The 14,414-nt window shown below is 72.1% G+C and carries 11 protein-coding genes; 3 read left to right on the top strand and 8 right to left on the bottom strand.

Going from position 1 to position 14,414, the window contains the following annotated elements; translation table 11 throughout:
- Nucleotides 1-44 precede the first annotated feature (44 nt).
- Both O7635_RS02335 and O7635_RS02330 read left to right on the top strand, forming a co-directional pair.
- Entirely contained in the window at nucleotides 45-953 is a 909-nt protein-coding gene (locus O7635_RS02335; protein ID WP_278078732.1) for a GNAT family N-acetyltransferase, read from the top strand.
- A gap of 107 nt (nucleotides 954-1,060) precedes the next feature.
- Complete coding sequence (locus O7635_RS02330) at nucleotides 1,061-2,152, top strand: hypothetical protein (RefSeq protein WP_278078731.1); 1,092 nt, start codon at nucleotides 1,061-1,063, stop codon at nucleotides 2,150-2,152.
- A gap of 62 nt (nucleotides 2,153-2,214) precedes the next feature.
- Here the strand turns inward: O7635_RS02330 and O7635_RS02325 are convergent, their stop codons facing one another.
- The 7 genes from O7635_RS02325 to O7635_RS02295 form a co-directional block, all read right to left on the bottom strand.
- Nucleotides 2,215-3,171, bottom strand: coding sequence for a DUF2332 domain-containing protein (locus O7635_RS02325; RefSeq protein WP_278078730.1), 957 nt, complete (start codon nucleotides 3,169-3,171; stop codon nucleotides 2,215-2,217).
- A 19-nt stretch (nucleotides 3,172-3,190) separates the two neighbouring features.
- Entirely contained in the window at nucleotides 3,191-4,363 is a 1,173-nt protein-coding gene (locus O7635_RS02320; protein ID WP_278078729.1) for a family 16 glycosylhydrolase, read from the bottom strand.
- 112 nt (nucleotides 4,364-4,475) lie between these two features.
- A complete protein-coding gene (locus O7635_RS02315; RefSeq protein WP_278078728.1) occupies nucleotides 4,476-5,285 on the bottom strand; it encodes a carbohydrate ABC transporter permease in 810 nt (269 codons plus the stop codon).
- Nucleotides 5,282-6,196, bottom strand: coding sequence for a sugar ABC transporter permease (locus O7635_RS02310; protein WP_278078727.1), 915 nt, complete (start codon nucleotides 6,194-6,196; stop codon nucleotides 5,282-5,284). The genes O7635_RS02315 and O7635_RS02310 overlap by 4 nt, the downstream gene beginning before the upstream one ends.
- Nucleotides 6,197-6,198: 2 nt before the next feature.
- Nucleotides 6,199-7,614, bottom strand: a complete 1,416-nt coding sequence (gene ngcE / locus O7635_RS02305) for an N-acetylglucosamine/diacetylchitobiose ABC transporter substrate-binding protein (protein WP_278078726.1) — start codon at nucleotides 7,612-7,614, stop codon at nucleotides 6,199-6,201.
- A 22-nt stretch (nucleotides 7,615-7,636) separates the two neighbouring features.
- Complete coding sequence (locus tag O7635_RS02300; protein WP_278078725.1) at nucleotides 7,637-8,395, bottom strand: SIS domain-containing protein; 759 nt, start codon at nucleotides 8,393-8,395, stop codon at nucleotides 7,637-7,639.
- The gene (locus O7635_RS02295; protein ID WP_278078724.1) at nucleotides 8,392-9,288 is read right to left on the bottom strand and encodes a MurR/RpiR family transcriptional regulator; all 897 of its coding nucleotides are present in this window, start codon (nucleotides 9,286-9,288) and stop codon (nucleotides 8,392-8,394) included. Before O7635_RS02295 ends, O7635_RS02300 begins: the two co-directional genes overlap by 4 nt.
- A 131-nt stretch (nucleotides 9,289-9,419) precedes the next feature.
- On the opposite strand from O7635_RS02295, the gene O7635_RS02290 reads away from it, so the two are divergent.
- Entirely contained in the window at nucleotides 9,420-10,322 is a 903-nt protein-coding gene (locus O7635_RS02290; RefSeq protein WP_278078723.1) for a BadF/BadG/BcrA/BcrD ATPase family protein, read from the top strand.
- Nucleotides 10,323-10,384: 62 nt separating this feature from the next.
- On the opposite strand, the gene O7635_RS02285 is transcribed toward O7635_RS02290, so the two are convergent.
- On the bottom strand, nucleotides 10,385-14,353 hold the full coding sequence (locus O7635_RS02285) for an SGNH/GDSL hydrolase family protein (protein WP_278078722.1): 3,969 nt from the start codon (nucleotides 14,351-14,353) through the stop codon (nucleotides 10,385-10,387).
- Nucleotides 14,354-14,414: the final 61 nt, after the last annotated feature.

Here is a 14,414-nt window from a genome sequence, read left to right as displayed (position 1 = left end):
GTGCCAGGCGTAAATCCGTTTGCGCCGACTGTTAGACAGGTCTCATGACGACGACCGTCCGGCCGGGCACCCTCGACGACGCGGGCCCGCTCCTCGCGATCCGCCGCCAGGCCTTCCCCTGGCAGGTCAACACTGTCGCCGGGCTCCGGCACGGCTGGGAGCTCTCGGCCCGCAACGCCAAGGGCGCGCTGTTCGCGGTCGACGACGAGCAGGGGCTGGCCGGTTTCGCCCGGGCCGACCTCAACATCTGGACGTCGGAGGAGGGCGCGGCCGGCTGCGTCGTGACGGTCCGGCCCGACGTGCGCGGCCAGGGCATCGGCAGCGCGCTGCTGGCCGAGGCCGAGGCGCACCTGCGCGCGGTCGGCGGCCGCAGGGTGGTCGGCTACGCGGTCGACGAGCCCGACACGCTGCGGTTCGTGCAGAAGCACGGCTACACCCTCACGCACGAGGCCCGCTACCAGCGGCTGCTGCTGGCCGACCTGCCGCCGGCGCCGCCGATCCCGGCCGGCGTGACGATCAGCACGCTCACCGAGATCGGTCCCGAGGCGGTCTACGCCGTCGACACCGAGGCGATGCTCGACGAGCCGGGGGACACTCCCTGGGACAAGGTCGAATACGACGACTGGTTCGAGGACATCTGGAGCGACCCCAACGTCGACAAGGACCTGAGCCTGGTCGTGTCGGTCGACGGCGTGCCCGCCACGATGACCTACCTCTACACCGATCGCGAGTCCGGGCGCTTCATGTCGACCGGCACGGGCACCCGGCGCGCCTACCGCGGGCGCGGGCTCGCCAAGATCGCCAAGTCTGTCGCCTTCCGGGCCGCGCGCGACGCCGGCTTCACCGAGGGCTACACGGGCAACGACGAGGTCAACAAGCCGATGCTGGCGATCAACGAGTGGCTCGGCTACCGCGCGATCGGTGCCGAGCGTTCCTGCGTGAAGACGCTCTGACCAGCGCCGGAGGGTAGCCGGGACCGGCCGATCGCGCGCCGGATCCACGGTTCGCCCCGGGTCGCGCTGCTGATCTTCCTACCGTGGAAAGCGGGGGGAGATCGGCCATGCTTCGTACTGCCTTGTCCCTCGCGCTCCTCGGTGTGTCGCCCGTGACGCTCGCGCCCGGTGTGGCCGCCAAGCCCGACGCCAGCCAGGTGGACGTGGCGGTGACCAGTGACGGCAGCCGGGACGCGAGATACCAGGTCGTGGTGCGCAACCGCACGCTGGCGCCAACCGAGCTGACCGTGCGGCAGAGCGTGCCCGAGGGTGCCCGCGTCACGGCCACGAGCCCGGCACCCGGGCCGGGCGGTTCGCCCGGCCCGGGGTCGCCGCACGAGCTCGCCTGGCCCGTCCGGCTGGGTCCGTTGGAGAGCACGACGCTGACGGCCACGTTCACGCCGGAGCGCCCGCTGCCGTTGTCGACGGCGGCGTGCGCCTACGTCGGCCTGGCCGGCTCGCCGGTCGACTGTTCGGCGACGACGTGGACACCCGCCGGACCGACCGAGGTCGACACCGGGCCGGCGCCGTGGTGGCGGCACTGGTGGCTGCCGTTCGCGGCCGGACTTGTGGTGGTCGCCGCCGTTCTGCTCGCCCGCTACGCGGGCCCGCGCGCGGCACGCCGGTTCGCGGCGCTCACCGACCGGGGCCGGGCCGGCGTGGCGGTGCTGACGGCGCTGGTGCTGCTGACCGGACTCGGTGTGGTGGCGGTGGCGCTCGCCCTGCCCCGGCTGGCCTCGGCCACCGGGACGGCCGCGCGCACCCCGGCCGACGGCTGGCTCGGCCCGACGACGACCGGCCCGCTCGGCACACCGTTGCGGGACGACGCGTTCGAGTTCACCGCGTACCGGTTCGCCTGCGAACCCGCGGGCGGCGGGCAGCGCTGCACCGCCGTCGTCGGCCTGACCAACCACCGCCCGGCGCCCGAGCACTGGCATCCGCACCTGCAACGCCTCGCGGTGGCCGGCAGCCCGCCCCTGTCGACGGACGTGATCGCGACCCGGGTGGCCAACGGCGGCCGCGACGTGTTCGCCGCGCCCGTCGTGCCGGGGCACCGGCTGCTCGCCCAACTCGTCTGGTCGGTGCCGGCCGGCGCCGCGCCGGACCAGCTCGAACTGCACAGCGGCGCCTTCGCCGCCGGCACCCGGGTCAACCTGTGAGCAAGGAACGGCCCGTTCCTCACGCTTTCCGCAGAGGAACGGCCCGTTGTCAACGCCTGGCGTTAGGAACGGGCCGTTGCTTGCTTCGCGAACCAGGTCATGGACTGGCCGTGGCCGCGCGCGTAGGCCAGCGGCGTGCCGTCGAGGGTGAGCACGTTGTGGAAGCCGGGCGCGGGCGGGGCCGGCAGGTCGGTCAGGCCGAGCACGTCGGGCGCCTCGACGGCGATCCAGTGCCCGGGCAGCGTGCCGACCAGGTCCACGAACGCGTCCCGGCGGGGCTGGGGCACCTGGTAGAGCACCGAGTGGTGGAACACGACCAGCGTCGCGTCGGCCGGGGCCTGCGCCGCCAGTGCCGGCAGGTCGTCGACGAGGTCGCCGCGGACGAGTCGCGGCGGGTCGGCGGCGGCCACGGCGGCCGCGGCCCGCAGCCGGTCGCGCCGGTGCTGGTGCTCGGGCCAGATCAGTGCCTCGAGCCAGCCCGCGTCGGCCGGTTCGGTGACGTCGAGGGGGTTGAGGTCGATGCCGGCCCGCCAGACCACCTCCGGACGGGCGGTCGGCGGGGTGAGCCCGTCCGCGGCGCACTCCAGGACCGGCTCGCCGGCGCCGACCGTGACGTCGCCGTAGCGGTACGCGTAGCGGTCGGGATAGAGGCACAGCCCGGCCGAGGCGCCGACCTCGAGCAGCGCCAGCGGCTGGGGCAGGGCGGCCAGCACAGGCAGCAGCACGGCGCACCGGCCGGCCTCGTTGGTCTGCGTCGCCCGGGACCGCATCGCCGCCTCGATCGTCGGCCAGTTCGCGACGGCGTACGCCCGGAAGGTGTCGGGGTCGTCGACGGGGCCGCCGAGCCAGCGCACGACGCCGAACAGCAGGTTGGGCTGGCGCTTGGGCTCGGGAAGCCGGTCGAGCAAGGCGAGCAGCTCGTCGTCGCGGGAGACCGCGTCCGCCAGCCGTTCGTAGGCGGGTGAGACGCCGTGCGCCTCACCCGCCGCGAATTCCGCGTACACCGTGGCAGTCGTCATGACCGCCATGATCTCGCAATCAGCAGGGGCCGAGGTCCCGCCACTGGGCGGTCCAGCCCGGTTCCGAGCCCTGCGTCCACCAGTTGGCCTGCCACAGATGCAGGCGGCCCTGGCGGTCGTTGTGCTTGACCCGCTGGCCCGCGAGATAGACCGTGCCCCAGTTCCAGGCCGGCGCGTTCGCGCAGTTCTGCGTCGGCGGGTTGGTGGGGTTCTGCGTCGGCGGGTTCGTCGGGTTCTGCGTGGGCGGGTTGGTCGGGTTCTGGGTCGGCGGGTTGGTGGGGCAGTTGCCGCTGCCGACCGTGTCGGTGTGCGCGGTGCCGGCCGAGCGCAGCCCGGACACGCGCGTCGCGACCTGCGCCGGGGTCAGTACCTCACTGCCGGCGTAGTAGAGGTAGTCGACCGCCTGGTTGTAGACGCTGCGGCCACCGGCGTGCGCGGCCGTGTCGATGAACCAGAGGTTGAAGTTGATCGACATGTTGGTCTCGGGGTAGTACTGGTCGCCGTGGTCGGCCACCTGCTGACCGTCCACGTAGTACTTGACCCGCCCGGCCGAGACGGTGAACTGCAGGTCGTGCCAGCCGTTGAAGCTCTGCCGCTGCGCCGTGTGGGTGTTGACGGCCTGCCAGGGCTCGTTCTGGTAGGTCTCCCAGGTCGTCTGGTAGAAGATCGGGCCCTGTTCGCCCCACCCGCCGTTGGGCAGGTACTCGAAGTCGATCTCGCCGTAGTTGGGGTCCAGCGGGCGGTCCAGCGGCGTGATGGTGAAGAACGTCTCCACGAGGTGGTCGCCGTCGGTGCCCGAGACCGGCGCGTCGGCGAACTTCACGCGGGCGGCGTACGTGCCCTCGAAGAACTTGCGCTGGTGGAACAGCTCGGCGTGGGACGTGCCACCGGCCGTGCCGTCCGTGGCCGCGGTGAGCTGGAGCGACTTCTGACCGTCGACGGTCGGGAAGGTCACATTGGACGCCGGCCAGGACGCGCCGGGGACGCCGGGGCCGCCGGCGTTGGTGCGGACGGTCCAGCCGCGGGTGGCGATGGCCGGGTCGCTCGACGACGAGTACGAGAAGTCGTCGAACAGCGCGCCGCAGGGCGCCGCGGCGGCCGGGCCGGCGCCGGCGGTCACCGCGACGACGCCGGCGGTGGCGGCAAGCAGCGCCGCCGCCGCGCCGCCCACTAAACGGGGGATGCGGGACATGAGCTTCCTCCTCAAAGGACAGAAGCGGATATGGGGGTGCACGCGCGCGCCTCTTCGCGCGGCGTGGGTGGAGCCGGGGCTGCCCCGACCGCTTGCGGTCGGGCCGATAGCTCTACCTGACCGCCCCCGCGGTCAGGCCGGAACGGATTTGCCGTTGGAAGATGACGTAGGCGGCCAGCACTGGCAGCATCGCGATCGTGAGGCCGGCGAACAGGCCGCTCCAGTCGGAGCGGTAGCCCTGGCTCACCGACAGCGCGGCGAGCCCCTGGGCCAGGACGTAGCGGTCCGGGTCGGGGTTGAGCACCAGCGGCAGCAGGTACTGGTTCCACAGGCCCAGGAAGTTGAAGATGCCGACGGTGACGAGGCCGGGGCGGGCCAGCGGGAGCATGACGCGGAAGAACACGCCCCAGTGCGAGCAGCCGTCCAGGAACGCCGCCTCGGCCAGCGCGGTCGGCAGCGTCCGGAAGAACGCGTGCAGGAAGAAGATGGTGAACGGCAGCGCGTAGGCGGTGTAGACCAGGATCAGCCCGGGATAGGTGCCGAGCAGGCCGAGCTGCTTGACCACGAAGAACAGTGGCACGAGGGCCAGGAACACCGGGAACAGCATGCCGGCCACGAAGCCGAAATAGAGGACGCGGTTGCCGCGGAACGGATAGCGGGCCAGGGCGTACGCCGTGGTGGCGCCCAGCAGCATCGTCAGCAGCAGCGCGCAGCCGACCACGAGCGCGCTGTTGCCGAAGTAGCGGCCGATGTCCGCCTGGTTCCAGGCGCGCGACCAGTTGTCGAATCGCGGCGTCGACGGCAGCGACCAGGGCGAGGTGAGGATCTCGCGGTCGGTCTTGAGCGAGCTGACCACCGCCCAGAGCAGGGGCAGGGTGACCACGGCGGCCCAAGCGACGAGGAACGCGTGTGCCCGCCTCATGCCAGCTCCACCCTTTCCCGGCGGCCCGCCCGCAGCGCCAGCACCGCCAGCGTGAGCGTGAGGAAGAACAGCGCCACGCCCATTGCCGCCGCGTAGCCGAACTTGCTGAACGTGAACGCGTTGCGGTAGAGCCCGAGCCCGATCACCTCGGTGGCGTCGTCCGGCCCGCCCGGTCCGACGGTCATCACCTGCACGACCGCGAACCCGTCGAGGGCCAGCACGCCCAGGTAGACGAAGGCGACCTGCACCGTGTCACGCAGCAGCGGCAACACGATCCGCCACAGCGTGGCCAGCCGGCCGGCGCCGTCGAGCGTCGCGGCCTCGATGATCTCGGTCGGTATCGCCGCCATCGCCGCCGCGAACAGCACCATGTAGAAGCCGACCGACGACCAGACCAGCACCGCCATGACGGCCCACAGGGCGAGGTGCGGGTCGCCGAGCCAGGTGCGGGCGAGGCCGTCCAGCCCGACCGCCCGCAACAGGCCGTTGAGCAGCCCGTCGTTGGGGTGGTAGACGAACTGCCAGAGCAGCGCGATGATCGGCAGCGACAACAGCTGCGGGAAGAAGTACGCGGTCTGGTAGGACGAGGCGCCACGGATTGCCGAGCCGCGGCGCCCCCCGAACGTGACCAGCACCGCGAGCAGCAGTCCGAGCGCGATGGTGGCGGCCGGCACGACCACAAGCATCAACCCGTTGTTGCGCAGGGCCGCCAGGAACAGCGGGTCGCCCACGAGCCGGGTGAAGTTGTCGAGACCGACGAAGTGCACCTGGCCGGACACGCCGGTCCAGTCGGTCAGCGACAGATAGAACGCCTGGGCGTACGGGGAGAGCACGAACACCGCGTACAGGGCCAGCGCGGGCAGGATCGCGCCGGCGAGGAAGCGGTATCGGCCGTGCCGGTCGGGTGCCATCGCTACCGCTGGTATTTCTTCACGGCGCTGTCGGCGGCGACCGCGTCGGCCGCCTTCTGCACCCGCGTGGACCATTCGGCCGGCGTGATCCGCTTGGTGGCGAGCTCACCGGTGGCGTCGTCGACGGCCTTGGCCAGCGGCGCATACCAGGTCCGGAACCGGTAGGTGAAGGTGTTGGCGCCGGCCGCGTCGACCGCCGCCTTCACCGAGCCGAGCCCGCTGCTCAACGTGAGGCCGTCGAGGGCGCCGGCGACGCTGGGCATCGTGCTGTTGAGCTCCGCGAACCGCTTCGCCGCGGTGGTGGAGAAGAGGATGCGCAGGAACTCCAGGCCGCCGCGCGGGTTCTTGGCCTTGGCCGGCACGATGAACGACTCGCTGCTGGCCGCCTGCAACGCGGTCTGCGGCAGCTTGTCACTCGCCGACAGCGCCGGGGCCGGGGCCATCACCATGTCGAAGCCGTCCGGCGTCACGCCCTTCTGCTCCGCCTCCAGCCACGATCCACAAGGGATGATCGCGACCTGGCTCTGCGACCAGGCGGCCTGCGCCTCGGTGTGCGAGAGGGCCTCGCTGCCGGAGAGGAGGTAGCCCTTGCCGGCCAGCTCGGCGATCGCGGTGGCCGCGTCGACGAGCGGCTGCTGCTTCCACGCGTTGGGTTCGAGGTTGTCGACGGCCTTGACCAGGTCGGCGCCGCCGGCCTTGGCGGCCATCGCCAGCAGCGGGTCGTTGAGGTATTCCGGGTACTTCCCCTGGTAGGTCCAGGGCGCGACGCCGGCCTTCTTGATCTGGTCGCACAACGCCAGCATCGCGTCCCAGGTGGTCGGGAACGTCCAGCCGTGCTTGGCGAACAGCGGCTTCGAATACCAGAGCCCCCAGACCGTGTACGTGAAGTTGAGCGTCTGCACCTTGCCTTCGAAGGTGCCGTCCTCGACGACGCCCGGCAGCAGGGTGTCGCGGACCGTCTTGGCCGGGTCGTCGAGCGACGGCGCGCCGAGCAGGTCGGCCAGGTCCGTCAGCTTGCCGGCGCCGACCAGCGTGGCCAGGTCGAGCCGGCCGGCGCCGGTGTTGTCGACGACGTCGGGCGGGGTGTCGGCGACGAACCGCGGCTGCAGCGCCTCACCGACCTTCTGGATGCCCTTGTGGTCGACCGTCGCGCCCGGGAAGCGCTGCTTGTAGAGCGCCTCGGCGTTGGTCGCGTACTCGACGCCGTAGCCGCCCTTGAAGATGACGACCTCGAGGGGCGTCTTGTCGGGCACGCCGAGCGGGTTCTGCGCCGTGGTCGCGCCGGTCTCCGCCTTGGTCTCGTCGGCGTCGCCGCCCGTGACGCAGCCGCCGAGCACCGGCAGGGCCGCGCCGGCCACCGCCGCGCCGAGCACCGCACGCCTGGTCGGGTAACGTCTGAGCTGGGAAGAGGGGTTCATTCGCGTGGCCTCGCCTTCTTGGTTAGGAGGCGGTACGCCGGATGCGCCCGGCGTACCGCGCTTCAAGCTGTCGGTTGTGGTCGTCACCACCGGGCACGTTGTAGGAGATGTAGACGGGCGGCGTCTCGCCGGCCGCGACCAGCTGCGCCACCACCTCGCACACCATCTGCTGGGCCAGCAGGGCGCCGGTGACCGAGGAGATCGCGCCCACCGCGGCGCCGCTGTCGCCCAGCGGAAGCGCCGCGTCGCCATAGGGCGCGCCGTTGTCGAGCACGACGTCGGCGAGGTCGGCCAGCCGCGCGCCGGACGGGTGCTTGGGCGGCACCGCCAGGCTGTGGGCGAGCGAGGTGACCGCGATCAGGCCGTGCCCCTGCTCCTTGACGAGCCGGGCGAGCTCGACCACGACGCCGTTGACGCCGGAGTTGGACGCGATCACGAACACGTCGTCGGGCTTGACCGGGGCGAGCTCGAACAGGCGGCGGGCCACCGACGGATCGCGCTCCAGGAACGGATCGTCGAGCACCGACCGGTCGGCGCCGCCGAACAGCACCAGGTCGCGCAGTGCGATCTTGTTGCTGGGAACCAGACCACCGGCCCGGCCGGCGATCTCCATGGCCAGGGCCTCGGAATGGCCGGCGCCGAACGCCTGCACCACGCCACCGGCGCGCAGCGCCGCGGTGACCAGGTCGGCGGCGCGGCGTACCGCTTCGCCCTGGGTTCGCTCGACCTGGTCGATCGCGGCCCTGACGGCCGCGAGGTAGCTCTCGGCGCCGATTGTCATGATCCCTCCGTGGTTCGGGTGCGCTTGCGGGGCAGGCGGTGGGCGTCGACCGCGCGGGCGGTCACCTCGAACGCCTCGGTGGTGCGTTCGTAGGTGCGCTGGGCGACGGCGACGTAGATCAGGTCGAGCACCAGGAGCTGGCTGTGCAACGCGGAGAGCGCCGCGAGCCGGAACGTGGTCTCCTGCACGGCGGTGGTCATCACGATGTCGGCGACCTCGGCCAGCGGCGAGCGCGGGAACGAGGTGATCGCCACGGTCAGCGCGCCGTGGTCGGCGGCCTCGCTGAGCACTTCGATCACCTCCCGCGTGCGGCCGCTGTGCGACAGGCCGATCGCCACGTCGCCCGGCATCAGCAGGGCGGCGTTGGTCAGCGCGGTGTGCGGGTCGGAGCGGTGCCAGCAGGGCACCCGGATGCGCTCGAGCCGGAACGCCATCTCCCGGGCCGCGTTGCCGGAGCTGCCCAGGCCGAACAGCTCGACCCGCTGGGCGGTGGCGACCGCCGCCGCGACCCGCTCGACCGCGGCGAGGTCGACCCGGCCGGCGGTGTCCTGGATGGCCCGGGCGTCGGCGCTGGCCACCACGTCGAGCACCCGGTCGAGCGGCGCGTCCGGGGTGATGTCGTGGTCGATGTCGGTGTCCCAGCGGGCCTGGGCGGCGCGACCGGTCTCGGTGGCGACCGCGACGCGCAGCTCGGCATAGCCGCGGTAGCCGAAGAAGCGGCAGAACCGGGTGATGGTCGCGGTCGACGTGCCGGCGCGCTCGGCGAGGTCGACGATCGTCGTCCGCGCGGTCTCCTCGGGTTCGCCGAGGATCTGCTCGGCGACCCGCTGGAGGGCGTCGGGCAGCGTCGGCAGCTCCGTGCGCACCCGGCCCAGCAGCCCGGTCTCGGCCATTAGGGCATTCCTTTCGCTCTTGCGTGGTGGTGAACAAAATTATTGTTGCGATGGCCTCGCCGTCAAGATGTTTGACATAGAAGCTCGCGAACTCTTGCGCGGACGCCGGTCGTCGCCGCAGCATGTGTCTCGTGAGCGAGCCCCTCGTGATCGGTGGCGACTGCGGTGGCACCAGCACCCGCGTCGTCGTGACCACACTCGACGGCGCCGTGGTCGGCCGTGGTCGCGGCGGCCCGGGCAACCCGGTGGCCCGCCCGCCGGCCGAGACGGCCGCGACGCTGGTCGGCGCGGTCCGCGAGGCGCTCGGCGACCTCGACCCGGCGCGGGTAGCGGGCGCGGTGGTCGGCGTGGCGGGCTACAGCCGGCTGGCCACCCCGGACGGCGCGGCCGCCTACGCGTCGGCGTGGGCCGGGTCGGGCGTGCCCGTCGCGTTGCGCACGGTCGGCGACGCGGTGGTGGCCTACGCGGCCGGCGGCCACGACGAGCCGAACGGGTCGGTGCTGATAGCTGGTACTGGCGCCATCGCCTGCGAGATCGTCGACTGGTCGGTCGGCCGGCGGGTCGACGGCATCGGCTGGCTGCTCGGCGACGAGGGCTCCGGGTTCTGGTTCGGGGTGGCCGCGGCCCGGCACACCGCGCACGCCCTGCACGCCGGTGCGTCCGGTGCGCTGACCTCGGCCGTGCACGCGGCCGTCGGCGGCGTCGGCCCCGAGGGCTTCGTCAGTGCCTTCTACGCGCTGGCCCGCGACAAGATGGCCGGCCTGGCCCCGCTGGTCTTCGAGGCGGCCCGCGCCGGCGATCCCGCCGCCGAGGCGATCGTCGCCGACGGCGCCGACCGCCTGCTGGCGACGCTGTCGGCGCTGCGTCCCGGCCCCGGCCCGATCGTGCTGGCCGGCGGGCTGCTGACCGCGGTGCCCGAGCTGCGCGAGGCGGTCCGGACGCGGTTGCGGGCGACCCTCGGCCGCGACGCCCTGCTCGCGGGCGACGCCGCCGAGGCCGCCGCGAGGCTCGCGGTGCTCGACCTTCGGGCCTAAGTCGACCTGTGGCCAGCCGCGCCGCGAGGAGGTGTCGGCGCCTCCTCGCGGCGCGGTTCGCTCTACAGTCCCAGCTGCGACTGCGCGGCGTTGGTGAAGACCTGGCCGTAGATGGCCGCCCCACTGGTCTTCGGGTGGAACGACTGTTGCGACACGCCGAAGCTGTTCCAATCGACCGGCAGCCAGTCGGGCCAGTAGCCGCCTTCGCCCTTGGCCGCCTGCGTGACGATGCCGTGCACCGACTCCGGGTTGCCGCAGATGGCCTTGCCGGCGAACGCGCTGATCGGGTTGGCGAACCAGACCGGGATGTTCTTCGGCGCGGCCCGCATCTCGTTGACCGCCGCGTCCATCATGCCGGCGATCTCGTCAGCCATCTGGTTGAGCCACGGCGCCTCCTCGGTGCCGATGCCGAGGATGCACGAACCCAGGGCCTCGAGCAGGCGCGGATAGCCCATCAGCAGGATCTTGGCGTTCGGCGCCTTCTTGTGCACCTCGTCGATGACTATCTTGATCGAGTCCTTGACCTTGCCCTGGATCAGCTCGTGCTCCGCGTCGGCCATGTTCTTCGTGTCACCATCTAACGTGGAGTTCTGACAGACCCGGACCGTGCCGTAGATGCACTGCTCGAACACCGGGCTGAAGCGCGCGTCGTTGCCGCCGATCGAGAAGACGACCAGGGTCGTGTTGTCGTCGAGGAAGCCCGAGTCGAGCTGCGGCACCTCACCCCAGTTGTCGCGGCCGTGTTCGCCGAACGCGTTGACCGGCGTGCCCGGCACCGAATGGTAGGGCAGCATCCACTCGGTCTCGGCCCAGGCGCAGGCGCCGAAGTGGAAGTCGAGCTTGAAGTCGAACTCGTCGGCCCGCTGACCGATCGTCTTCGAGTCGTCGGACAGCTTGCCCTGGCGGGGCCAGGCGTTGCGCGACCGGTGGCAGACGTTCTTGGCCTTGGTCACGTCGCCGTCGGGCGTGAACTCGAGCACCTTGTAGTCGGACTCGCGGTAGTAGTCCGCCCCGTCGGTGCTCGACGCGCCCTCGCCCGACGTGTAGGAGTCGCCGAGCGCGACGACCTGGTGGCGCGGCTTGCCCGGCAGCTTCTGGAAGGCGATCGCGTCCCAGGCGACGTCCTCCTCGCCGGTGCCGTCGCGCGTCTTCGTCGACAGCTCGACCGACGGCGTGCCCGTGAACTTGAACGCGCCGAGCGACACCCAGCGGTGTTCCCTCGTGCGTTGTGGCAGGTAGCGCTCCTTGATGTCGTTGCTGCCAAGGTTGATCTTGTAGAGCGCCTGCCGGGTGTGCGCGCCCTGGTCGGGCATGTGCACCAGGACCCGGGCCCAGGTGTTGACCAGGCTCTGGTTGAGCCGCCACGTGCCGGTCACGTGCATCTTCGCGTTGGCCGACGTGTCCAGCCGGGTGTGCGCGAACCAGAAGTGCCCGGCCAACCCGCCGCCGATCTGATGGAAGTCCACCTTCGCCGGATAGGTGTTGTTGTCGGCCCCGAACTGCCAGGTCAGCGAGCCCGAGTTGGTGAAGCCGCGCGGGCAGTTGGGCCGCACCGACGGCACGTTGTCGGCGACGTCGTCGATGACCAGCGTGTTGGCCGGCAGCCCGAGGTTCGGCGAGCACCGCGGCGCGTACGACGTGGCGTCGGCCTGATAGGCGTACCCGGGATCGAACCGGAGCAGCTCGTACCCCATCTGGTCCGGGTTCTTCCAGGTCGTCGGTTGGTTCCACCAGCACCGCAGGTCGTACTGGCCGGCCAGGTTCTGGTGTGCGCACGGTCCGGCCGGCTCGTTGGCCACGTCGGGCGCGTTCGGCTTGATCCTCAGATTGGTGTCGCACTGGTTGCTGGCCTTGCAGAACAGGTCCGTCGGCGGCTTGACGGCGGCCTTGTTCGCATCCGAGGTCCACCAGGCCGGCCGGTAGGCGGAGACGTAGGTGTCGGGCGCCTCCAGCAGGTCCGGCGGGTTGCCCGCGAAGCCCAGGACCTTCTCCGGGTACGGCCAGTCCTGCGGGTGGCGCGCGTCGTCGTAGGTGAACTCCAGGAACGGGTCGCGGTCGGCCGGGTACTTCGGGTTGACGGGGTTGTTGGCCCACCCCACGCCCCACGGCTGCCCGCCGCCGGTGTCCGGATAGAAGCCCGAGTTGTACGCCCAGATGGCGAAGAACCAGTTCTCCAGCCGGGCCGGGTCGCCGTTGCCGATGACTAGCCCACCGCCGCGCGTCTGGTTCCACTTGCTCTGCAGGATCCGCACGCCGGCCGCGACGTTGGCCGCGAAGTCGAGCGCCACCGCCCGCTGCTGGTCGTAGTCGAGCGCCCGCTCGTTGGGCTTCTCGAAGCCCTCGGCCCGCATCCCGTCGGTCACCTGGGCGACGCCGTAACCGCAGTCGGCCTTGTCCCAGTGGATGTCCCAGTCGTTGGTCTCGGTGCCGTCGTAGATCGGTCGCCCATAGAAGTTGCCGATCAGCGGGTTGGCCGTCACGCCCGGCACCGCGATCCCCGACGCCTGCCACAGGTTGGACTCCTGGGCCAGGATGCCGAGCATGATCTGGGCCGGCACGCGGCCGCCGCCGAGCAGGACGATCCGCGGGAAGTAGTCCAGCGGCGAGTACGCCGGCATGCCGAGGTTCTTCCAGTTCGCTTCGCGGGCCGCGTACGGCGTGTTGGTGATCGCCTGGTCGACGGCCCACTCGACCTGTCGGGGCTTGGGCTGCATGGCCTGGTTGTTGGGCTCGTTGCGGCGCACCGAGCACCACGCGTCGGTGTCGACCGGGTTGGTCGGCGAGCCGGGCGACCAGCCGGGCCGGGTCGACCGCTGGGCCAGCGCGGGGTGCACGGCCTCGCCACTGTTCGTGGTGCCCGCCGCGAAGCCCGTCGGCTGGTCGCCGGTCGAGGGCTGCACGCCGAAGGCGACCGCCTCGCCGGTGCCGACCATCGTCGCCTCGATCCGCACGGGCCGCGCCGCGGCCGGGTCGCCCCCGTCGCCGGCTTTGATCGCCGACAGCCGGTTGATCGCGACCCGGCCCAGCGTGGAGACCTCGGCGCGGGCGTCGGCCGCGATCCGGGTCACCTCGGCCGGCAGGCTGGCGACGCTGCTGGGCCTGCCGGTCAAGAACACCCTGCCGCGGGTGCCGGGCGCCAGGCCGAGCTGGCCGACGGCGCCGGTGGCCAGGGTCCGCACCCCGCCGTCGGGGGCGAGCCGGCGCGCCCGGGCCTGCTGGCCCGTGCGGTCCAGGAAGACCACGCCGTCGCCCCCGTCGGCCCGCACGTGGAAGGCGGTCCCTTCGGTGTCGGCCAGCCGGGTGAGCCGGCCGTCCGGTGCCACCCGCAGCAGACCGGCGCCGCCCGCGGCCACGATGCCGGCCGTGGTCGGCACGGCCGAGGTCACCTCGGCGGCGACCTCGATCGGCCGGCCGAGCTTCGCCGCGCTCGCGTCGACCTCGGTGACCCGGGACCGGTTGCGTGAGGTGCGCTCGTCCTGCTCGCCGCCCAGCTGGGTGACGACGGCTCGCTCGCCCGCGCCGCAGCCCGGGTTGAAATAGGCCAGTGTGGACTGGATGGGCAGCTTGGTGACCCGCCCGGTGGCGAGGTCGACGACCGCGGTGAAGCCGCCGCGGTCGAACAGGTCGACCTTGTTGGTGAAGGTACGCGGCGCGTAGACCACCACCAGGCGGTTGCCGGAGGCGGTCAGGCAGGCGTTGCCGATCCACCGGTCCGCGTCGAAGCCGCGCTCGACCAGGGTGGCGACGGTGCGCCACTGGTAGCCGGTGGTGGCCCGGGCGACCAGCACATGGAAGCCGCTGGCGTCGCCGGTGGTCGTCCAGGCGAGGTCGGCCGACGTGCGCCAGTCCGGTGGCAGCACGCGGGCGCGGTCGGCCGGCGGCACCGCGCCGGGTGGCAGGGCGGCCGCCGGCGTCGTCGAGGTCGGCTCAGGTGGTGGCTGGGGCGCGGCCCAGGCGGCCGCGGGGACGAGGATGGCGAGCGCGGTCAGGACGGCGAGCGGCACGGCTCGCAGCCAGGATCGACGACACATCCGCGACCTCCTCAAGCTGGAGGGCGTCGTTGACGTGCCGGAGCATCCCTGGTGCGCCTAT

It is taken from the genome of Asanoa sp. WMMD1127 (genome assembly GCF_029626225.1).
Taxonomy (GTDB): Bacteria; Actinomycetota; Actinomycetes; order Mycobacteriales; family Micromonosporaceae; genus Asanoa.
Note: the sequence above shows the minus strand (reverse complement) of the source record. Positions and strands in the feature narration are given on the sequence as shown.

Coding starts and splice junctions, on each gene's coding strand:
- ngcE (WP_278078726.1), bottom strand. CDS start 7,614: ATGAACCCCTCTTCCCAGCTCAGACGTTACCCGACCAGGCGTGCGGTG.
- O7635_RS02315 (WP_278078728.1), bottom strand. CDS start 5,285: ATGAGGCGGGCACACGCGTTCCTCGTCGCTTGGGCCGCCGTGGTCACC.
- O7635_RS02330 (WP_278078731.1), top strand. CDS start 1,061: ATGCTTCGTACTGCCTTGTCCCTCGCGCTCCTCGGTGTGTCGCCCGTG.
- O7635_RS02295 (WP_278078724.1), bottom strand. CDS start 9,288: ATGGCCGAGACCGGGCTGCTGGGCCGGGTGCGCACGGAGCTGCCGACG.
- O7635_RS02335 (WP_278078732.1), top strand. CDS start 45: ATGACGACGACCGTCCGGCCGGGCACCCTCGACGACGCGGGCCCGCTC.
- O7635_RS02320 (WP_278078729.1), bottom strand. CDS start 4,363: ATGTCCCGCATCCCCCGTTTAGTGGGCGGCGCGGCGGCGGCGCTGCTT.
- O7635_RS02310 (WP_278078727.1), bottom strand. CDS start 6,196: ATGGCACCCGACCGGCACGGCCGATACCGCTTCCTCGCCGGCGCGATC.
- O7635_RS02300 (WP_278078725.1), bottom strand. CDS start 8,395: ATGACAATCGGCGCCGAGAGCTACCTCGCGGCCGTCAGGGCCGCGATC.
- O7635_RS02325 (WP_278078730.1), bottom strand. CDS start 3,171: ATGACGACTGCCACGGTGTACGCGGAATTCGCGGCGGGTGAGGCGCAC.
- O7635_RS02285 (WP_278078722.1), bottom strand. CDS start 14,353: ATGTGTCGTCGATCCTGGCTGCGAGCCGTGCCGCTCGCCGTCCTGACC.